The sequence below is a fragment of the Dyadobacter sp. CY312 genome (assembly GCF_021390535.1).
Lineage (GTDB): Bacteria > Bacteroidota > Bacteroidia > Cytophagales > Spirosomataceae > Dyadobacter.
On sequence record NZ_JAJUXG010000013.1, the window covers coordinates 62,271 to 82,335 of the forward strand.

General features: G+C 42.4%; 18 protein-coding genes and 1 riboswitch. Of the genes, 7 read left to right on the forward strand and 11 right to left on the reverse strand.

Annotated elements, in window-relative coordinates:
* Window position 1 precedes the first annotated feature (1 nt).
* Complete coding sequence (locus tag LZG71_RS18660) at window positions 2-616, reverse strand: hypothetical protein (RefSeq protein ID WP_233822886.1); 615 nt, start codon at window positions 614-616, stop codon at window positions 2-4.
* The gene (locus LZG71_RS18665; RefSeq protein ID WP_233822888.1) at window positions 616-1,626 is read right to left on the reverse strand and encodes a fatty acid desaturase; all 1,011 of its coding nucleotides are present in this window, start codon (window positions 1,624-1,626) and stop codon (window positions 616-618) included. Before LZG71_RS18665 ends, LZG71_RS18660 begins: the two co-directional genes overlap by 1 nt.
* A gap of 149 nt (window positions 1,627-1,775) precedes the next feature.
* Between LZG71_RS18665 and LZG71_RS18670 the strand changes: the two genes are divergently transcribed.
* The gene (locus LZG71_RS18670; protein ID WP_233822890.1) at window positions 1,776-2,129 is read left to right on the forward strand and encodes a hypothetical protein; all 354 of its coding nucleotides are present in this window, start codon (window positions 1,776-1,778) and stop codon (window positions 2,127-2,129) included.
* A gap of 76 nt (window positions 2,130-2,205) precedes the next feature.
* On the opposite strand, the gene LZG71_RS18675 is transcribed toward LZG71_RS18670, so the two are convergent.
* Window positions 2,206-3,207: a glycoside hydrolase family 43 protein gene (locus tag LZG71_RS18675; protein ID WP_233822892.1), complete on the reverse strand. Its 1,002-nt coding sequence runs from the start codon at window positions 3,205-3,207 to the stop codon at window positions 2,206-2,208.
* A 243-nt stretch (window positions 3,208-3,450) separates the two neighbouring features.
* Between LZG71_RS18675 and LZG71_RS30485 the strand changes: the two genes are divergently transcribed.
* On the forward strand, window positions 3,451-3,585 hold the full coding sequence (locus LZG71_RS30485) for a hypothetical protein (protein WP_255713126.1): 135 nt from the start codon (window positions 3,451-3,453) through the stop codon (window positions 3,583-3,585).
* On the opposite strand, the gene LZG71_RS18680 is transcribed toward LZG71_RS30485, so the two are convergent.
* On the reverse strand, window positions 3,577-4,239 hold the full coding sequence (locus LZG71_RS18680) for a DUF5683 domain-containing protein (RefSeq protein WP_233822894.1): 663 nt from the start codon (window positions 4,237-4,239) through the stop codon (window positions 3,577-3,579). The genes LZG71_RS30485 and LZG71_RS18680 overlap by 9 nt on opposite strands.
* Window positions 4,240-4,431: 192 nt before the next feature.
* Between LZG71_RS18680 and LZG71_RS18685 the strand changes: the two genes are divergently transcribed.
* Window positions 4,432-5,589, forward strand: coding sequence for a hypothetical protein (locus LZG71_RS18685; protein ID WP_233822895.1), 1,158 nt, complete (start codon window positions 4,432-4,434; stop codon window positions 5,587-5,589).
* 14 nt (window positions 5,590-5,603) lie between these two features.
* On the opposite strand, the gene LZG71_RS18690 is transcribed toward LZG71_RS18685, so the two are convergent.
* Window positions 5,604-7,730 carry an ATP-binding protein gene (locus LZG71_RS18690; RefSeq protein ID WP_233822897.1) on the reverse strand — a complete coding sequence of 709 codons (2,127 nt, stop codon included), beginning with the start codon at window positions 7,728-7,730 and terminating at the stop codon, window positions 5,604-5,606.
* Between the two features lie 427 nt (window positions 7,731-8,157).
* Here LZG71_RS18690 and LZG71_RS18695 point away from each other — a divergent pair, with 427 nt between their 5' ends.
* Window positions 8,158-10,392 carry a hypothetical protein gene (locus LZG71_RS18695; RefSeq protein ID WP_233822899.1) on the forward strand — a complete coding sequence of 745 codons (2,235 nt, stop codon included), beginning with the start codon at window positions 8,158-8,160 and terminating at the stop codon, window positions 10,390-10,392.
* A 49-nt stretch (window positions 10,393-10,441) separates the two neighbouring features.
* On the opposite strand, the gene LZG71_RS18700 is transcribed toward LZG71_RS18695, so the two are convergent.
* The 3 genes from LZG71_RS18700 to LZG71_RS18710 form a co-directional block, all read right to left on the reverse strand.
* Window positions 10,442-10,864, reverse strand: coding sequence for an SRPBCC family protein (locus tag LZG71_RS18700; RefSeq protein ID WP_233822902.1), 423 nt, complete (start codon window positions 10,862-10,864; stop codon window positions 10,442-10,444).
* Window positions 10,865-11,115: 251 nt separating this feature from the next.
* Window positions 11,116-12,384 (reverse strand): YihY/virulence factor BrkB family protein, encoded by a 1,269-nt coding sequence (locus LZG71_RS18705; protein WP_233822904.1) that lies wholly within the window; start codon window positions 12,382-12,384, stop codon window positions 11,116-11,118.
* 134 nt (window positions 12,385-12,518) lie between these two features.
* Complete coding sequence (locus LZG71_RS18710; RefSeq protein WP_233822906.1) at window positions 12,519-13,460, reverse strand: NADP-dependent oxidoreductase; 942 nt, start codon at window positions 13,458-13,460, stop codon at window positions 12,519-12,521.
* 89 nt (window positions 13,461-13,549) lie between these two features.
* Here LZG71_RS18710 and LZG71_RS18715 point away from each other — a divergent pair, with 89 nt between their 5' ends.
* Window positions 13,550-14,389, forward strand: a complete 840-nt coding sequence (locus tag LZG71_RS18715; RefSeq protein ID WP_233822908.1) for an AraC family transcriptional regulator — start codon at window positions 13,550-13,552, stop codon at window positions 14,387-14,389.
* A gap of 4 nt (window positions 14,390-14,393) precedes the next feature.
* Here the strand turns inward: LZG71_RS18715 and LZG71_RS18720 are convergent, their stop codons facing one another.
* From LZG71_RS18720 to LZG71_RS18730, 3 genes are all read right to left on the reverse strand, one after another.
* Complete coding sequence (locus LZG71_RS18720) at window positions 14,394-15,347, reverse strand: cytochrome-c peroxidase (protein WP_233822911.1); 954 nt, start codon at window positions 15,345-15,347, stop codon at window positions 14,394-14,396.
* A gap of 16 nt (window positions 15,348-15,363) precedes the next feature.
* A complete protein-coding gene (locus LZG71_RS18725) occupies window positions 15,364-15,819 on the reverse strand; it encodes a protein-disulfide reductase DsbD domain-containing protein (protein ID WP_233822913.1) in 456 nt (151 codons plus the stop codon).
* Between the two features lie 144 nt (window positions 15,820-15,963).
* Complete coding sequence (locus LZG71_RS18730) at window positions 15,964-17,277, reverse strand: peroxiredoxin (RefSeq protein ID WP_233822915.1); 1,314 nt, start codon at window positions 17,275-17,277, stop codon at window positions 15,964-15,966.
* 312 nt (window positions 17,278-17,589) lie between these two features.
* On the opposite strand from LZG71_RS18730, the gene LZG71_RS18735 reads away from it, so the two are divergent.
* Both LZG71_RS18735 and LZG71_RS18740 read left to right on the forward strand, forming a co-directional pair.
* A complete protein-coding gene (locus LZG71_RS18735) occupies window positions 17,590-18,903 on the forward strand; it encodes a hypothetical protein (protein WP_233822917.1) in 1,314 nt (437 codons plus the stop codon).
* 143 nt (window positions 18,904-19,046) lie between these two features.
* A riboswitch (SAM riboswitch) is annotated at window positions 19,047-19,148 on the forward strand.
* Between the two features lie 221 nt (window positions 19,149-19,369).
* Window positions 19,370-20,011 (forward strand): YceI family protein, encoded by a 642-nt coding sequence (locus tag LZG71_RS18740; RefSeq protein WP_233822919.1) that lies wholly within the window; start codon window positions 19,370-19,372, stop codon window positions 20,009-20,011.
* Window positions 20,012-20,065: the final 54 nt, after the last annotated feature.

Genomic DNA, 20,065 nt, shown 5'->3' on the forward strand with positions numbered 1-20,065 from the left:
ACTAACGATCCTGATTATACTCTCTGTTGGAACGTATCGGCCTGAGCCAGTAACGTGCACCAACCGCAAATGTAAAAAACTTGGGATAACCCGGTATACAGTTGATATTCAGATCTAAATTTTTTGATACCGAATAATCGTATTCCAGTTCTCCGCCGTACCACACAAAATTCCACTGCCAGTTTTTGGTATTTTTAAGTAGTTTGGTATCCTGCACATAACCTTCGAAGCGATTCCAGCTTTCCCGATAAACGAAGGTAGGTCCGAATCCAAATTCCAATGCATGCTTTTTACCATTCAAAAAATTAACCCTGAATCCTAAATGGGTATGTCCTGCAAACAAACGGGCACAGTCGCTATATGCGCCCTGCGCTACTTTCAGTGAAAATCTTTTTTTATAAATATATCGTTGATAAGAACCAATGAAGCCCCAATTGAGCACAGCAACTGCATTTTTATCAAGTTTGTTAGGCATCAGGAAAGCCATTTTTTCTCCCTGCGGGTGAAGTGTTCCAAATACAAAGCGTAAACCAATATTGTCCTGACCCCTAACCAAGGTGACTGGCGCCAGAAATGTGAGCAAAAATAACTTGCAGAGCAATTTTCGATACATCATTACGGATTGTGTTTGAGTGCCAGTTTGTTCATTTTTGCAAACCACAACGGCGGAATAAGCGCCATGGTAATCATCATAAAATAGAGATAGGGCATGCGCGGTCCGGCTTTCAAATCCTGAATTTTTCTTCCATTTGCAGGCAAATGATGGAGAGAATGCAAGGGCAACAGAAAAAGGATGTAATTGGTGTATTTGTAATAACAGTTCCACGACAGCCGCATGGTAATATCTTCTCCCCTGCCATTTCTGAACAAACCATAATGCTGTATGTAATTGATCAGCTCGTATAGGAAATAGGAGACAAAACCCTGAATAATAAAAAACGCGATTGTCTGCATTGGGTTGTTGGTGAACACAACGATAAGTATCCAGCAAACCAGCAGCAAACCAAGCATTCCTACATTGGCGAGGCGGATTTTTCTGCGTAGATAAGCCGGCAATCCAAACTGCGTCACATAGCAGCTCCAAATTGTAGAAAAGGTAATTTTCACGAAATAAGAATAGAAATTCTGGTTGAGTCTTGCGGTGGTTGGGTCTTCCTTTAAACCAATATCGCGATGGTGGCCGCACAAGTGTTCGGTTGCGAAGTGCGGAATTCCGGAGCAGGTCAGTAGAAGAACAGACAACCCTTTTTGAAATACCGAATTGCTATGCAACATGTCGTGTGCCAGCGTAACAACAAAACATCCTGTGAGCAGCCCGGTGGTAAAACTAAATGCAAGAAGTTGGGAAACGGAAAAACCTGCCCGGTCAACGAAAACAATCCCCCAAATGATAAGCCCTAAAAACACGATTGCATTGATGGACTTGATCCAGGTTGCAGCAGATGAACGGTAAAAAAATCTGAGTTCGTCTGGAAGCTCATTGTTTTTGAATTCTCCCCAGTAGACATTGAGAAAATTAGCAATGAGAAGGATTCCATATAGATAATAAAACTGAGCGTACATACTCACATAAATGTAAAGCAATGTAAGTATGGCCGGAATCATGTATCGCCAGTATCGCTCCATGAGTTTATCTTATTAAGCTTGATGAGAAGTGTTAGAATATTCATAAAACTTAAAATAATTATGCCATTATATTTAATTTACATTTCCATATATAAATATGGCCACATAAAAAGTTAACTTTATTTATCGCGGTTCATCAAATAACATTTATGAAAAAATCTGTTCTATACTCCATCATTCTATTCGTCTCAATGGTCTCCTCATGCCGGAAGGAAGATCCCGAGCCCGATTGCGGTTGTGAAGGAAGTACTATTAAAAAGATAGAAAATGCCAGAGCAGTTTACTATGGTTCTGGCCTCTTTTCAGTAGTGTACGAAAGTGGAGATAGATATTCCTACGCCAGCATGTTTGCCTGCAAAATAGACTCAACCTGGCAAAAATCTTCCGATCCCAAAGTCGCTGACTATACAATTAGCGGGAACATGAAATCTGTTTGCTTTACAGGACCAACACTTATAGCCCAACCAAGTCCGCTGGAAATCACGAGTATTAGAAAGGATTGAGTTTATCTGAATTTTAATAAAAAAATGTCCTTGCCGAAGTTGCAAGGACATAAATAACACTTTCTCAAAAACACATTTAAGGAATAAAGCGCTTGCCAATTATCAGTTTATCACCAGAAAGATCGGCTTCAAACAAATGCGGAACGCGTACATAACGGCCGTTCACACTTTTGTGGCTATGTACAGACATGAGCAGTTTTCCATCAAGCGTATGAAATAACATCCCGTGCCCGAAATTAGGTGGCGTGATTGGTTCTTTCTCATGAATCCATGGGCCGTCCAAAGTACCGCTTTGTGAATAAACCACACCTTGTGTGTAAACGTCGTAAATCCAGCTGGTCCAGATCATTCCCAATCTGCCCGTTTTGGTTTTAAAGAGATACGGTCCGTCGGTTACTTTATTCGGGCGATCCTTTCCATTTTCGTCTTTCTCCCGGTTCCAGGGAGAATCTCTCGCCGAAAATAACAACTTGCTTTCACCTACTGTGCCGCTCAGATCCGGCTTCAATTCAATCTTCTCCATTGTTCCATTCCCTGCCTGCAACCACTCGTAGCAATAGATCATGTAAGGTTTTTTGTCCTCATCAACCCAAAAAGTACCATCCAGCGTAGGCTTATTGGCTGGCAGATATATGGGGTCTTTCATAGGCACATAGGGTCCGTCAGGTTTGTCGCTAACCAACACATGTGAAGCGCGGCGCTCTATAATTTCGTTATCAACTGTGTCGATCTTAACTGCACGATTGGTAAATGTTCCAAAGTAATAGTACTTGCCTTTGTACTGGTGAAGGTCAGCCGCCCAGATCATCGGCTTTGGTCCCATCCAGGAGCCAGGATCCGTTTCGGCAACCCGCGCTGGACCGTCCCATGATTTCAGGTCTTTACTTTTCCATAACATGCCGCCTGTGCCCGTCATGTAATACATTTTAGTTTTGGAATCTGCCAGAATAGCCGGATCGCTCAGGACAATGGAATCCAAAGGAACTCCTGTTCTGAATTCTATTTTCCTGGCTTCCTGCGCTTGTAATGCACTGATTACCAAAAGGTGAAACAAGACCAACACTAAGATATTTTTCATACTTTAATCATCAAAAATTTCCAGAGATAAAACTAACACATTTATCCTAAGTGGGTAAAAGCATTATTTACCCATAATTGAATCATAATTGCTGAGTTTAAATTCAATGTTGTTGCTTTTGTGGTTCATTATCTCAATCTACAAAACTGATCCGGCAGTTTCTAAATCCCGGATTGTCTCTAAAGGAATAATTTTTCATGTATTTCCAGTTGCGTTGCGTGCGCAAAAAAAGACTTCTTGCAAATGAGTACAGGTGATTTACCGGTGGATGAATCAAAGATAAACAGCAGCCAGTTGGATACAGAGTTTGCCATCAGGGCAGCAGGATTAGGTGTGTGGGAAATGGAAGTGGTGCAGAATAATGGTTGGCTACTTTAAATTAAAAACCAATCTGATTCCCGGCGCTGGCTGCTTCACCATCGGCTGACTTAATTTCGGTTCGATCCGTAGAGAAATGTCGTCTGACAGGTCAAAGGTTTTGAGGTGGGCCGCCACGTTGGCCTCTATGATACTCAAAGAATAAATCAGGCCGGTTACGATGATGGACAAATTACGGTTTCGACGCCAGTAATCCTTATTCCTGGCAATCATGTCGCGGGTTAAATTCCGATACTCACTTTCAGTATTAAACAAATTTCTGATCCTGACAGGAACTGTTGCTCCCGCCATACCGGGTTTCATTGCTCCATAGGTTTTACTGGCTTCATCCATATCGTAAAATTCTATATATGACGACAGAAAATCCTGGTATTTCAGATTGTTTAAATGCCAGGAATAAATCCCTCCTGCAAGCGACAGATACACAATTGGCAGTTTCCAGTAATCACGATTATATGTCTGCCCCATTCCGGGGATCAAGGCCAGGCGCACCGCTCTCCGCGGGTCGGGTGAGAATTTCTGATTTTTTTCGACCGCTGCAACAGAGTCAGAGGATTTAACTACTTCACTCATAGCTGCTTTTTTATTTAACAATACATCCTGACCCATTCCTTTAACAGAAATAAGCATGAGCATCAACCACCAGATTTTCACAATGATATGTAGTTTTAATGTTTCACTTCATCATCAGAACGGAAATCGTGCTCATTTAGGACGCGGAAACTGCCCGTTTAAGGTTCTTTAACGTTCGTGGAACATCATTACAGGAATCTGGCACTTTATCAGGTAAAATTTTTAGTTTTGCCATTATACCGGCTGTAATGAGCCATTTGAAAACAGCATTTCATGAATGACCAGATAGCCTTTCTTAGTGAATGGGGAAACGACGGGTTAGATTTTAGCAAGAAGGAGCAGGATGGCTCCGCAATTTCCACGCATTTTATAGTAACTGCGCTCTTGCTTTCCAGGCAGGATATGCCTGCTGTTGAAACAGTTTTTAAATCCGCCGCGAGTAAATACTTCGAAAATGGCAGGATAGACTCCGACTTTATCGACAATGACCATGAGTTAAGAAAACTTATTCTCACAGATATACTCTCTGAGCCCGTGCGCATTTTCGCGCTTGTTGTAGATAAGCGTCAGCTGATCGGAGAAGGGCTTCGTTATAAAGGATCCGTCTACAAATTTCTTCACGGACTCACCGACCGGGCACTTTTTGGTGTTTTTCCAAACCTGGAAATGGTAGGAAATCCTGACGAAGGCAATGGATTTATGGATGGTTTTATCAAATACACGCATCAAAATCACATCCCTAATCTTTTCAATGAATCGACTTTTGGATTTGTTAACACCCGTTCGGAAGTCATTCTGCAGGCTTCTTCATTCATAGCCGGTACGCTTGCCCGCTGTTACGACGAAACCGTGCTCACTGAACAGCGACAGGATTTTGTCCAGCTGATACAACCTGCATTGTTAACCATGAAGTTCTGGCCAGACGTTTTTGCGCCATATCTGGTGAAAATCAATGCAAGAGAACTGAGATACAATGAGGAGCTGGCTAATGTGAGCGTGAACCTTGCCAACGATTTCCTTCATAGAAAAACTGGGAACCAAACACCTCATGTGATCGACCAGCTTGCATGCCTGGGTTATCTGGTGTTTCATTTCAGGCACATTAATCCAACCCGTTACATTTCCAGTTTCGAGATCATGGAGCATATCCGTGTTCGCCGTGGGAAAGCTGTATCACTTCATTATTTCCAAACCAAGGTAATAGCGCCGCTCAGAGACGCCGGCGTGCTTATTGCCAGCAGTTCGCGTGGCTATAAACTGCCTGCAAGTGAGGGAGATCTGTACGATTTTATCAACCATAGCAACACCATTGTGGAGCCGATGCTGGCCAGAATTAAGAAATTCAGAGATCAGATCAACCGTGCTACAAAAGGCAAACTTGACGTACTCGACCGGGAAGAATACGCTGTCATTCGAAAGATCATCGAATAATTCCCAAATCCTGTTCAGTTCTCCTTTATCAACCTCTCGATCACAGACAGAAGATTTCCTTCATCAAATGGTTTTTGCAATACGTCATTCATTCCTGAGCTGATGTATTGACTTTTACTATCGGGCGTGGAGCTACCTGTGAAGCCCAAAATGGGCATTCGGGACTTGCTCACCTCACTGTGTTTCCGGATATTTTCGGTAAGTTCCACTCCATCCATTACCGGCATGTGGATGTCGGTAATGAGCAAATCGTACCTTCCTGCTTCAAACATTCGGAATGCTTCCTGACCGTCGTTAGCCAGATCGTATTTCATTCCATACTTGTCCATAATCTTGCTTACAAGGATCAGATTCATCTTGGTATCGTCTGCAACGAGTATTTTCTTATCCTTTAAAAAGGCCTTCGAAACCTCTGTCTTTTTAACATTCGTTTCTGTGGCAGTGCCAGGTGATACAATTGCAAGCGGAATACTTACTTTGAACTCAGAACCTTTGCCAACCTCACTCTCCACACTGATATTGCCTCCGTACAGATCGACAATCCGCTTACAAATGGCCAATCCAAGTCCGGTGCCAACCTGTTTCGACTCATTGTCAGGTGTTTCAACCTGAATAAAATCTTCAAAGATTTTCTCGATATCCTCCTTCGCTATTCCAACGCCGGAGTCTTTAACACTGATCTTAAAAATCCCGTTTCCCGCACTTGCAGCTTCAAAAGACGCATTTAACTTTACCTGCCCACCTGCTGATGTAAATTTTATTGCGTTGGTAAGCAAGTTAATGACCACCTGTTTTATCCAGAAATCATCCCCGATAAGATTCAGTGTCGTACTGAACTGATAGTCTTTCCGAAGCACAATTTTCTTTTCCGCAGCAAGAACAGAAAGCATGTCTTCTGCCTCTCCCAATATCACTGCCGGAAGAAACGGCTGACTCTTAAGTGTAATTTTCCCACTTTCAAATTTAGAGAAATCCAATATTTCATTAACCAGCGTCAGCAACGTTTTCGACGAATTCTTTATGGCGTTCACATTTCCTTTCAGTTCGTCATCAAGCTTTTCGGCATCTATCAACTGTGCAAATCCAATCACTGAGTTGAGCGGTGTACGAATCTCGTGCGCTACATGCGACATGAATTCACCCTTTTTTCGGGTTGTCTCTGCTGTAACCCTGGCATATTTGAGCAGTGTATTTTCCTGTCTGTAGAGTTTCACGAGGTTCCAGATGATCATAATGGTGAGGGCGAGTACAATGAACACGCTTCCCGAGGACAGTCTGTTTACTTCTTCAAACTGGTATTTCATGTCTTTAACCAGCGAGGTCCGGAAAGCCTTCACATGCGCTTCCTCTTCCGCTCTCATCCCCCTGAGTGCTTTTTTCAGGTTGGCGAATATCCGTCCGTTAATGAGCAACATCTGCCGCTCGGTGGCATTCAGTTGCATTCTGGCCTTTTCATATTGTTCAAAAATGTCTATTCCGCCGGCACCCGAAGTTTCGCCAGTCAACAGCATTGAGTCCTTTATGATGATACTGCTTTCAGCGCGCGCAAGCGACTTGCCCTCAGGTTCTTTATTGGCGATCGCCTCCGCTATGCGTTTAAAAAGTCTCTTTTTACTCTTGTTTTTATCGATAAAAACCGAATCCGTTTTTGCGATCCTTCGGGTTGTTTTTACTAATGGTATCGGCTTGCTCTTTACAATTGGTTTGGAATTTCGCAGCTCAAATGAAAAAGAAAGCAGACTATCTACCAGCATTCTCATTTTAACAAATTGCTCGTCTTTGATCTTTTTGTCAACAATAAGGCTTGACAACGGCAACCCGAGCCGCTTCTTGGAAGCTTCAAATTCGGCGAGCGAATGAGAAACATAGGCTATTTGTTGTTTATAAATATGGATATAGGAGGAATCGAGGGTAGTAACAAATAGCCGGCTGTTATTTTCGGCCTCATACAAAACCGAAATACAACTGTCGAGTTTTTGGTAATTTTCATTCTCCTGGTTCAGCGCCGTAATGTTATTACGAACCATTTGAGATTTGGAATCCTTCATCAGGGTTACAAAAACAAAACTGATAAGGATAACTATTAACAGGATAATCCAGATAAATGAGGATAGAGAGGCAGTTTTAAGAGGATTCTTCATAGTTGACGAGGGTTTTTTATGTTTTCAAGATAAACAAAGTCCATTAAAACCGGCTTTGCAGCAACACAAAAAACACTTTTTCCAATCACTTAAATAACAACATATACCGAAAAAGATGTAGAGACCACCGAAAATATGATCATCCTGTAAACACAAAATATTTCGTTATTTCTTGGTTTTTGTAAGGTATGTAAAGCTATAAAAAATTACATATTAATTAAGCTAAAAAGTTGAATAGTAAAACTATTATGCGAAATGTACCCATATTTCTATTTGAAATAAAATCAACAAATCTTTTACGCAGATAATTTTCGGAAAATTGGTGGCAATAATATCATCTTTATAATTTAAATATCTTCGAAGTCGTTCAGACTGTATGATTTCTACAAGAACGAATTACTTTCCATATATTCCAATGTCTCCGATAATGAACGACGTTAAATTTTTATATCCAAAAAGCGATTCATTATCAATACTTTACATCTCATTAATAGCATTTTTCTTTGCAAATATGGCCTTTGGTTCCATCGCAAAAGCGACTGCCCATGAATCAGGCATAAATAAAATATCAGGCCAAGCTTTTTCAACCGCAGACTCCTGTAAGTTGGGTCCGAAACTTCTTTCTGTAAGTAACATTTCCACATCCTATCTCAACGGTCAGTTTTATGGTCTGGATGTTTTCGAATTTTCCTGGTTTATTAAAGATTTGAAAGGAAACATACTTCGGCAGGGTGAAGAATCCCCCGTAAACAGTAATCCTCTCCTTACGTTTAAGCCACTTCCTGCGGGCAAATACACACTCACTTATCTAGGGAAAAGTTGTGTATCAGCTCCAAGTACCATGGCATTTACCATTACCTCTCCTTCCAGATCTGTTGATAATTCAGCGAGAATGGGCGCATTTTCTCCCGCTACAATAGCCAAAGGAATGGACGAGCACATGGAGCTAAGTATAAGCTGGCACGACGATATTTACCTCGTCACCGACAATGCAACGGCAACAGCTGGTGACGGATACGAATTCAGATACATGATCGGTGCCGAAGTAGTAACTTCTGAAAAGCCGTTGAAAAACTACGTATTTGCCGGCAACAATCCGCTTCGTATCTGGAAAATGAAGACACAAAAGGGTCTGGAAAGCACGGCCCGCTGGTCAGATAAAGAAAATAACGGGTATTTCAGTACCAAGGCTGGTGAAAGTTTTTCCTACAACACTACCGCTGCTTTTAACACGTTTGTGTTTCCCGCTCTTCATGGCAAAGGATTTATTAATCCCATCCCATCCAATTACAATCCGGCGACACAGGTAGCGCAATGGGCAGACATTGCCCCGGATATGAAATTGCCCAAGGGACACGTTTGGGTTGCCACAAGAGGTAAATGGAGCAGCGAAACCTTGCTCGCCAAAGGCGCTACGCACATTCCGCACCATCAGTTGCCATGGGAAAACGAATCAAAAGTAAAGCAGTTAAAAGACGCCGGACACACCTACAACAACGTTCCGCGTACCGAGCATTTTCTTCATTTGAAAGAGAATGGAACTGATCGTACCAAAGACGGTTACAACGCAAAATACTGGCCAAATGGCCCACTGACAAGGGAACAGGCAATTCAAAAGGCAAACGAAGCAGACATCAGCGATGCGATATGGATCGGCGAAACGATGGAAGGTGCTTCGTTTATGTCCGCAGAGTCGGAGATGTGGGCTCACTTTTACAAACGCCTTAACGAACGATATCAGGAAAAATGGGGCACACGAAACATCCCATATTACATTGCCCATAACTATTTTATGTTTTGGCCGTCTGAAATGTCCCTTTCACGGAGTAAAGCCAAGGATCATTACAAACAGCTATTACGCCTGAAAGGATCAGCGCTCCCGAAGACGAATTTCTCACCAGGTGGCTCGCTTTCATCAACTACGCTCATTCCGGAGGCGGTTTACATTGGAGCGCCAGATGTGCAGCAAGGACAGGTTTATGAGGCAGTATACAAAATGCAGGTGATCCACAACATGGGTTATGAAACCGGTATTTTTCTGTTTGGTGTGCACGAATGGCGGCCCAACAACCTGTACCAGTACAACTATCCGGAAGGTAAGTTTTATTCCTACAACAAACTTCCTCTTGATCCCAACGTGATTATTGCAAACGGGTTCATCGCTCAGATATTTGGGAAAATGTACATTGAATGGGGCGGTTCGGGGAAAACAATAGTCAAAAATTTCGACAGTGAATGGGGCAAAGGATTGTGGTATCCCACCGGCTCACAGGAACCACAAAATGGATTTCCTTATTACGCCAAACCACAGACAGAATCATATCCGGGATACACAGGTAGCGACGACCTCTCCTATTTCAGCCAGAAACTTTATAATGATACATTTGGAAGAGTAACAGGTGGAAGCAGAAAGTATCTGAAGTACCGGATCGACAACGGTAAATGGATTACGCCTTCACAGTATAGCGCGGAGGAAATTGTGGATGCGTATTATGACAAACGAGGTTTTGTTTTTTCTGAAACTAAGAACGGACAAACAGCCTGGTTTTACCTGAACTCATTTGCTGACAACAAGTGGCATCAGCTTGAAGTCGAACTTCCAAACGGCTCCATTGCCAAGGAAAGAGTAGCCGGCAACGGAATTCATGCCAAAATGAATTGATCATTGGTGCAAAAGGAATTGTTCCCGCTTGCACCAATGAGTACTTTTTTTAAGCCTCTACATGTTTCTTGAAATTATTCAGGATTGCCTGCCATCCACCTTTCTGCATCTCTATCGAGTTCTGAGTTTCGGCATCAAAGTTTGTTGTGATTTTGGTTTGGTCGCCTTCACTTTCAAACACCGTCCGAACCTGACGTCCGTCTGCCAATGAATAGGCGATTACCGACAACGGTTCAACTTCGTCGTAAATGCCTTCAAAATCAAATCCGAAACTTCCGTCCCGGGCTTCCATGCGCGAAAGGAATTTGCCCCCTACTCTCAGATCATTCTCAGCTTTGGGTGTATGCCAATCGTCCGAAGCATTATTCCATTGTTTGATGTGTTCCGGTTCTGTCCAAAACTCCCAGGTCTTTTCTACCGGTGCATTTACTGTAGTATCAATGGTGATAACCGTTTTTTGTGTTTCTGACATCGTAGTTGCTTTTTTATATAATTTATCAATGAAATTTTATGTCGTAAATATAATTGAAAAGCGAGCCATTTTTCAAAATCGAATTAATTGATTGGATATTTTCCAATTAATGGATTTATTCCATTATATTTGAAAAACAAAACCGCCACGCTATTTAGCGCGGAAGGATGCAGAGAAATTGGAATTAAGGTTGTAATGGTGTTACATCTTGCCTGCAATGCGGGCAAGATGTTTTGTTTAAAACCATCAACTTATGCAGACCGGTTGCTTCCAAGCATCATTTTTCGGATAAAATGCAGAACATGGGTTCGGTAAAACAGCAACACGGGTATCAAAATAATCGAAACGCCAAGTATGATCAGGTAACCTAGAAAATAGCTGTCAAGCCATCTGTTGAGCAAACTTCCGAGAACCAGAATAAGGGTAATCGCAATCGTGAAAGCAATGAGTGCTACAATGGCATAGTAAACTGCGGGCGTAATGAAGGTGGATAGTTTTCCTTTGATTTCTGCCTTTAATTCATCTATCCGATCGTCTATCCGTTGAATTATTTTGCCAACGGTGTTCTGCTTTACCTTTTTCAGCAAGGGCATTTTAATCTCTTCCTCCTGCACACCCGACTGGCTCACTACTTCGTGCCGGTCGATAAGTACGGCATGTGCGTTTGGCGTGATGGCGAATCCATCTGACCGGGCATATACCTTGGTAAACTCTGCCCCGAAATACAGTATGATCGAGGAATAATAGACCCATGTGAGCAAGATTACAATGGATGCCGAAGTTCCGTAGGTTGCACCCAGATCGGATTGTCCGAGGTAAAAACCGATCGCAAATTTGCCGATAATGAACATAAATGCTGTAAAAGCGGCTCCGACAATACATTCCTTCCAACGCAGATAACCGTCTGGAAGCACTTTAAAAATTACTGTAAAAAGAGCGGTGATGACAACAATTACGAGCGCAATATTAAGAGCGGAAAAGATGGCAACAGATGCACCTGAAAAATACCTTTCGAGCCGCTGACTGAGCAGGTCAACCATGGTATTCACACCGAGTGAAACAATGAGTAAAAAACCCAGTGTGATGATGATGGAAAAAGACAAAAACCTATTTTTGAGATACCGCAACCACCCTTTGTCTGGCTTCGCTTTAATTGACCAGATATAGTTAATAGAATCCTGTATTTCAGCAAAAACCCCGGTAGCACCAATAACAAGGGTGACCACCCCGATCGCAGCAGCCGTCCCTGTTTTGTTGGATACCTCAGCATTTTTGATAATTTCCTGTAACTGGCCAGCAGCCTGGGTTCCCACGAGTCCGCTGATTTGCCCGAAGAGCTCGCCTTGAAAAGCCTCCTTCCCGAGGAAAAAACTTGCCAGAGAAATGATGACCAGCAACAACGGGGCGAGAGAAAATACAGTATAATAGGAAAGTGCCGCACTGAGCTTTAAGGCGTTGTCATCAAGAAATTCGGAAAAACTTTCCTTTACAAGTGAAAAGATAAATTTCAGGCGCATCATGATAATTTCTGGTGATTAATGTTGATTGTAACCGTAGTTATCAAAAAATATCTGTGCCAGAAACCGTTTTTTCCATGCCTCAATGATTGTTCAGATTACACACAGCGGCACTTTTCCAATCATCCTGTTGTGTGTCAGAACTGCAAAGTGATCTTTCCGACTGTTCTGCCGGTTTCAATCTGACGGTGGGCTTCGGCCATTTGGTCGAATGAAAAAGTTTCGGAAACGTGCGATCTTATAATGCCCCTTTCCAACAAATCTGCCAAAGCCCTCATACCTGCACCACTTGGAAAAACTTTGATGGTATATCCTTCAATGCCCAGTTCTTTCGCTTTCTCCGTAACTGTTTCATTCAACCCGGACGGGATACTGATGATAGTCCCTCCTTTTTTGATCACCTTCAAAGAACGGTCTATGTATTCACCACCAATGCTATCCAGCACAAAATCAATATCTTCAACCACCTCTTCAAATGGGCCTGCTTTGTAATCTATGTGTTCGTCGGCGTCCAGCGACAATACAAAATCCCGGTTTGCATCTGATGAAGTTCCGATGACGTATGCACCCAGATATTTCGCGATCTGAACAGCATAATGACCCACTCCACCAGCTGCTGCATGTATCAATACTCTGTCACCAGCCTTAATTTTAGCATGATGTGTAAGTGCCTGCCAGGCGGTGAGTGCAGCCAGCGGTGCCGCAGCAGCCTCGTCCATGGAAATGTTTGCAGGTTTCAGAGCCAGTTCAGTGGCTTTGGCCGCAACATGCTCTGCATATACCTTTCCGGGTTTGGGAAAGGCAAGCATGGCAAACACTTCATCACCGACTTTAAAATCGGTTACGTCCACTCCTATTTCTGTGATCACACCTGCAATATCCCATCCCAGTATCACCGGCATCTGATCTTTGATCAGACCGGCAATACCTTTCCCCGATCTGGTTTTAACGTCAACCGGATTAATACTGATGGAAGACGGCTTTACCAGCACTTCATCGGATGCTATCACAGGTTTGTCAACCTCAGCAGCGATGAGATTCTCTACGCCACCAAATTCATTTAAAATAATTGCTTTCATTTTCTTGTTCAGTTTTAATAGTGCAAACTTATACCATAATTTTTAATCATTACTGGTATAAGTTTTCCATATTTTGGTAATTTTGGATCATGACTAAAGAAAACTTGTACGAACCATTTTCAGTTGTTTACAAAACACTGGACGCTTGTGCCAAACATGAACATCAGCATACATTTTTCGAGCTGGTTTACATCATTTCCGGAACGGGAACACAGTGCATCAACAAAAGCACCTTTCAATATCATGCCGGGCACATGTTTCTGATCACTCCGGAGGATTGCCATTCCCTGGAAATAGCGACAACCACCAGTTTTTTCTTTTTGCGGTTTAATGATATTTACCTTAAAAATAATGGTTTGCCTGCCGAGCACATTCACCGGCTCGAATACGTACTGCAAAATGCCAACCACCGTCCTGGCTGCATCCTTAAAAATCAAACGGACAAATTGCTCGTGGCACCTGTTGTGGATGCTATCATCAGAGAATATGAAACCCGGGATGTCCATAACCATGAAATGGTGCAGCAGCTGGTAAACACCCTTATCGTGGTGGTGGCAAGGAACATCGCCAAATATTTACCTGAACAGATCAGCTTGGGACGAGATGAGAAGGCCATGGATATTCTGCAATATATACAGGGGAATATTTATGATCCGGAAAAACTACGGGCGGGGCACATTAGTAATATTTTCGGGATTTCGGAAGCGTATTTGGGCAGATTTTTCAAAAAACATGCAAATGAAACCATGCAGCAATACGTAACCAACTACAAAACCAAACTGATTGAGCACCGCCTTCAATTCAGCGAAAAACGTATCAGCGAAATTGCAGGTGAATTCGGCTTTGCGGATGAAAGCCATTTTAACAAATTCTTCAAAAAGCAAAAAGGTCACAGTCCGAAAGCGTATAGGAATATGATCCGAGCCTGAAAAGCTATTTCCTCTTAAAACGATCGTCTGTCAACGCTTCCAAAAACGCGACAATGTCGTTTTCTTCTACATCGTTCAGGTTGAGCGAACTGCCGAGTGACAAATCGCGGTTGATGCTGTTGCTTACAAATTTATCCGGCGTGTTGTAGTATTGTACCACTTCTTTCAATGTTTTAAACATGGCGTTGTGCATGTATGGTGCTGTAACGCCTACATTACGAAGACCGGGAACTTTGAACAATCCCAAATGTGTACTGTCTCCGGTGATCTTAAATCTTCCGGTATCGTTCAGTTTCTTGCCATCAAAAAGACCAATGCTTTTGAAACGATCGGCTGTAAAATCTTCGCCAGAATGGCATGTTGCGCAATTGGCTTTACCAATAAAGAGTATACGTCCTCGCTTGGCCGACTCCGTCATGGCACTTTCATCACCATCCAGAAAACGATCGTAGGGTGTATCAGTCGTTTCAAGCGTACGCTCGTAGGAAGCAATTGCACTTAGCAAGTTCTTTTCGTTTACTTCGGTTTTAAAAGTAGCCTGGAAAGCTTTGCCGTAAAAAGGATGTTTTTTCAACCGTTCTACGGCTTTCTCAACGGGCAAATCCATTTCGTCGTGTGCAGCTAATGGTCCAAGCGCCTGTTCTTCAAGAGACGAAGCGCGTCCGTCCCAGAAAAAATCAGTTCTTCCCGAAAGGTTTGTAAGAGTGGGGCTGTTGCGCGGCAAACGTGTTCCTTTGTCACCGATACTGAAAGCGGCTGTGTCCGCGAAAGCGAACTCCGGAATGTGGCAGGATGCACAGCTTATCGCTTCTCCTCTTGATAAGACCGGATCAAAAAATAGCTTTTCACCCAGTTTGGCTTTGCTGAGCACCGGTTCTTCCTGGGGCTGAAATGCAACAGCGAACACGAATATCACAATGCCTGTTAACAGCAAAGTCAGTTTTTTTATACTTCTCATTACAATCAATGATATGTCAGTTAACCCGGAAAGTCTCAGTGAAAGGCACACAAAGGCCGTCTTCATTGCTGCACAGCAGACCTTTTATGGTACCGCTGATGGCGAAATCGCCTTTCTTTAAACGGATCTTTTGTCTGAATTCCGCCTTTTCTGTAAAGTAGGTATAGGCAACATCCCAGGTAGGATCAACCGTCTTTTTGGGATTTACCGGAGTAATGTCGCCAATCAGTTCGTAAGCAGTATTTTCCTCAAACCTGAACTCGGTTGGCAAAGGGCCAATTTCTCCTTTAAAATCTGACGAATACAACTTCCAGTTTCTATCAATGGATGCCAAAAACAGGATTTCTACCTCATCTCCGGCTTTGGCAGCGGGCTTTGAAAGTTTCACTGTCCACTTTGAAATATTTTCGTTTTCCTGTGCGAACGCAAAATTTGAAATCAACAGAAAAACCAGTGCAATACGAATAAGCATGGTGTACTTTTTAAGGGATGCGTAGTTTTTAGTAAAAAACGGCAATAGATATACGCATTAATATTTCGGATAATAAACAACTGCAAAGCACTTATTCTTGTCTTTGCAGTTGTCCCAAAATACGCGTACCTAATTACCCATTAACTATTTTCCTTTGACCGGAGAATTCTGAACAGAAGAAGTAAATGTTGTCGGAACCGGTTCTGCGATAAGCGCGTCCAGATCGGTATTCCATTTTTTCACATACTCCGTATAGTAGTCACCGGTAATGGTTCCGGTGTAGCCAGTGTGGATCTGGCGAACTTCCCCTTTGCGGTCGATGATGATCGTCGTTGGGAAAGCCATCATGCGGTTTAATGCAGGCAGTTTTTCAGAAGCTACCTTTTTGTCTGCAATTCCACCGAAAAGAATATCGTATTCGATTCCGTATTTTTTCTTCAAAGTACCCAAAGTGTATTTTGCATACTCAAGATCGTCTTTTTGTTCAAAACCGATTGCGATTGCTTCTACACCACGTGCTTTGTTTTCTTTAAACCAAGGAGAAAGGAAAGCAGTCTGATCCGTACAGTTCGGGCACCATGTACCAACGATCTCCACGATCACCACTTTACCTTTATACTTATCATCGCTCAACGAAACCTGCTTGCCGTCCAAATCGGGCAAAGTAAAATCAAGTCTCTTGTAACCTTCTTTCAGGTGAGTCAATTTGTAAGGATCCGGCAAAGCAGCCTCAGCATTTTTCACACCTTCAAACTTTGTATTGTCGTAGATACCAGAGCTGATAACACCTGTGATAGAGCCATCTTCATTGATAGTACCTTTGTATACACGTGGATTCGGACCAGAAAAATGTGACAGTACGAACTCATTTCCCTGCACAACACCTTCCAGCTCGCGGCTATCGCCAACTGTAGACATTACCACGCCTGTCAGTTTGTTTCCTTCCTGTTTCAATAACGCTACGTTATCAGGCATTTTGGCTTTGCTGAAAACCTGCAAATCCCATTTCCCCGACAAATTGTGTTTGGTAGGCTGCTCTTTGCCTTTTTCAACAAAACGGTAATCTTTACCGTGTTCCGCAGAAAATGGCAGTGAACTACCTCTGAAACCCGGAACCAAACTACGGTATTCACCTGTAATTTTTCCGTCGGTTTCCACGTGCGCAACAAGCGCCGCATCGTAGGTATTCATTTTAACAAAAATCGAGTCGCCACCCAGTTTGGTAACCTTAAAGTCGTCGCGTCGCGTACCGTTCAACAATGTAAGAACAGGATGTTCTTTGTCTTTAGTATTGTATTCAAAATTGAACGGAATGTGTGTTTCGCTGATCACGAATTCGCCTCTCCAGATTCCCTGTTTGGGAGCTTTTGCAATCGGATTGTCTCCTGCATAGGCCAAACTACCTAAGAAAGTGGCGCCTGCTACCACCACGGTCTTCACATGATTGTTGAGTTTCATACAACTGTTTTTGTTAAAAATTGGAACAAATAGTTAAATATTTTGCCTTGCCGGAACAGCAAGGACGTACTCTTTTATCCGGAAACATTTGCAGGATTTTTTCCGGTACGTTTGTCAGTTAAAGGTGGCATTTAACTGGTGTTTCGTTCAAACGTGATGCAAATATAGAGCAAGGAAAAAATGATCACAATTATTTCTCTATAATTTTAATAGACTTAATAGGATATTTTGTTTTCGTACCACCAAACCACTTGTTTGACCAAATACCGCCCACTACTTTTGCCAACGTTTTTAAAACTTCATTTCTATTTCATGTCTTCTAAAGATACTCCCGTATCGCCTTCCGGATGGAAAGCGTATGAAAAAATCGCATTGCGTGCTGCGCTCATTTACGCGGTCATCAGCACAATTCCTTTCACTCCTGAATTCTACAAACAGGATTTCGATGCCGGCTTTAATGTCAATTCTTATCCATTCAGGTGGCTGGATGCCATTTCGCAGAACAAGCCCTGGTTTTTTGCAAGTAACGAAGGAAAGAACTACACAGGCTGGCTCATCACTGTGTTTGTCTGTATTTTTGCAGGCGTAATCTGGAATTTTATTGATAAAAAACGCAGGGATTATGAACGGCTTTATTATTGGTTTTACACCGCCGCACGTTACGGCCTGGTTTTGCGGATGTCGTGGTTTGCGTGGGCAAAAGTATTCCCGGTTCAAATGCCATTTCCAACAATAAGCCAGCTTAACACCAATCTGGGCGACTTTACGCCCGGTAAACTTTACTGGCTCACCACAGGTGTTTCACCATTTTTCGAGGTGTTTGCAGGTGTTTTTGAGTTGATTGCCACAGTAATTATTCTGTACCGACGCACCACCACATTAGGTGCATTGATGATGATTGCGATACTGGTTCCGATCTGGTTTGTGAATATTGGTTACGATGCCGGCGTGGAGTTAACAAGTCTTCATATTTTAAGTTTGTCACTGATGCTTCTGGTGCGCGACAGCAAGAGATTCTACGAAATTTTGATCGAACACAAAGCGGTTGCACTTACCTACGTTCCTAAATTTACTTATCGCCATCATTGGAAAAACCAGATAGGCCTGTTACTAAAATACACCTTCATCCTGTTTTTCGTCCTTTTCAGAGGATATAGTTATGGCAGTCTTTATGCTAACGGAAAGTCGTTTAAATTACCTCTCGAAGATGGATTATCCGAATATGTGGGCCTGTATGATGTAAGCGAATTCAGGCTCAACAACCGCGCCATTCCGGCAGGTATTGCGGATACAACACGTTGGCAAAATGTGATATTTGAAAAGTTCAACAGCATTAGTATCAAGCTCGACAAACCTTTTAAACTCAACACCAAAAACTCCATTCGAACGACCGAATATTATGGCAATATTGGCCGGTATTACTACGGATATTCTGCCGATACCGTCAACCATATTTTCACATTGAAGAACCGCGCTGACACGACGAGCACTTTGAAATTTACCTATAAAAAACTTAATAACCAAACACTTACACTTTCAGGAATTAACGAAAGCAAAGACTCGCTGTACATCGTTCTGACAAAAATAAACAAGCAGTATCCTTTGGAAGAAAAGCGAAAATGGTAACGAAAATGACATCAATTTAAAAATTAAAGTTGGTGGCACAATCCCCGATTTTTTCTAAAATAATGTAGCCAAACTTTGATAATGCCAAAATCCTGAGCTTACCTTTGCAACGTCTTACAATTACTACCTGCAAAGTAAATGTGGATTTATAAAGAAAGAGGGAGAGACAGGCTCTGTGAACTCTTAGCAACTTTCCAGGGTGGAATAAGTGCTAACCTGCCTAAAACAATTAGGAACTATAAATTTACAACCATGTCAAACAAACGCTGTGCATCCGGCCCCGCCAAGTGCGGAATTGCAAACAATCACAAATGTTGCCCCGGCGACAAATGGAGAAGCTGAAAATTCACCTGTTGAATCCTTAGCTTAGTCGCACCGGTTTGATCGAACGCTTTCAGACTGGTGTGACTATAAAATCATTAGTATATAAAATCCATAGGTTAAATAAATTAAATAAAACTATATCATGAAAAAGACCGTATTATCCATCTTGTCTCTTACTGCTTTCGGACTGTTTTCTTTCGTTGGGCCTGGTGACAAAAAAGCAAAGGAAACACCATACTCGGTAAATGTGCAGCAAAGCAAACTGGTTTGGAATGCTAAAAAAGTAACCGGTGAGCATTCAGGATTAACGCCAATCAAGAGCGGATCGCTGGTGCTGGCAGATGGAAAACTGAAAGGCGGAAGTTTTGACATCAACCTCAAAGACCTGACTGTAACCGACATCAAAGACGCTGAATACAATGCAAAATTGGTTGGTCATCTTAAAAATGATGACTTCTTTTCGGTTGAAAAACACCCTGTTGCAAGGCTGGAAATTCTCTCAGCAACACCGGCAGGAGGCAATAAATATGATGTGAAAGGAAAACTGACCATCAAAGGCATTACCAATGATGTGACTTTCCCGGCAGAAGTGACCACCACAGGTAAAAACCTGAAAGCCCATGCCAAAGTGGTTGTAGACCGCACCAAATATGACATTCGTTACAACTCGAAAACGTTCTTTTCGTCCATAGGAGACAAAGCCATTGACGATACCTTTAACCTCGATGTTGACCTGGTTGCAACCGAAGCTGCTGCCGGTAAAGTAGCGAGCAAGACGAAGTAGGTTTTTTAGTGAAATGTTAGTGGAGAGTTTACAGTTTTTAGTAAATAGTTTACA

Excerpts from the sequence above, each read along its gene's own strand:
- LZG71_RS18735 (WP_233822917.1), top strand. The coding sequence starts at position 17,590 with ATGTCTTCTAAAGATACTCCCGTATCGCCTTCCGGATGGAAAGCGTAT.
- LZG71_RS18675 (WP_233822892.1), bottom strand. The coding sequence starts at position 3,207 with ATGAAAAATATCTTAGTGTTGGTCTTGTTTCACCTTTTGGTAATCAGT.
- LZG71_RS30485 (WP_255713126.1), top strand. The coding sequence starts at position 3,451 with ATGAGTACAGGTGATTTACCGGTGGATGAATCAAAGATAAACAGCAGC.
- LZG71_RS18715 (WP_233822908.1), top strand. The coding sequence starts at position 13,550 with ATGACTAAAGAAAACTTGTACGAACCATTTTCAGTTGTTTACAAAACA.
- LZG71_RS18710 (WP_233822906.1), bottom strand. The coding sequence starts at position 13,460 with ATGAAAGCAATTATTTTAAATGAATTTGGTGGCGTAGAGAATCTCATC.
- LZG71_RS18700 (WP_233822902.1), bottom strand. The coding sequence starts at position 10,864 with ATGTCAGAAACACAAAAAACGGTTATCACCATTGATACTACAGTAAAT.
- LZG71_RS18685 (WP_233822895.1), top strand. The coding sequence starts at position 4,432 with ATGAATGACCAGATAGCCTTTCTTAGTGAATGGGGAAACGACGGGTTA.
- LZG71_RS18740 (WP_233822919.1), top strand. The coding sequence starts at position 19,370 with ATGAAAAAGACCGTATTATCCATCTTGTCTCTTACTGCTTTCGGACTG.
- LZG71_RS18720 (WP_233822911.1), bottom strand. The coding sequence starts at position 15,347 with ATGAGAAGTATAAAAAAACTGACTTTGCTGTTAACAGGCATTGTGATA.
- LZG71_RS18670 (WP_233822890.1), top strand. The coding sequence starts at position 1,776 with ATGAAAAAATCTGTTCTATACTCCATCATTCTATTCGTCTCAATGGTC.
- LZG71_RS18725 (WP_233822913.1), bottom strand. The coding sequence starts at position 15,819 with ATGCTTATTCGTATTGCACTGGTTTTTCTGTTGATTTCAAATTTTGCG.
- LZG71_RS18705 (WP_233822904.1), bottom strand. The coding sequence starts at position 12,384 with ATGATGCGCCTGAAATTTATCTTTTCACTTGTAAAGGAAAGTTTTTCC.
- LZG71_RS18695 (WP_233822899.1), top strand. The coding sequence starts at position 8,158 with ATGAACGACGTTAAATTTTTATATCCAAAAAGCGATTCATTATCAATA.
- LZG71_RS18665 (WP_233822888.1), bottom strand. The coding sequence starts at position 1,626 with ATGGAGCGATACTGGCGATACATGATTCCGGCCATACTTACATTGCTT.
- LZG71_RS18690 (WP_233822897.1), bottom strand. The coding sequence starts at position 7,730 with ATGAAGAATCCTCTTAAAACTGCCTCTCTATCCTCATTTATCTGGATT.
- LZG71_RS18730 (WP_233822915.1), bottom strand. The coding sequence starts at position 17,277 with ATGAAACTCAACAATCATGTGAAGACCGTGGTGGTAGCAGGCGCCACT.
- LZG71_RS18660 (WP_233822886.1), bottom strand. The coding sequence starts at position 616 with ATGATGTATCGAAAATTGCTCTGCAAGTTATTTTTGCTCACATTTCTG.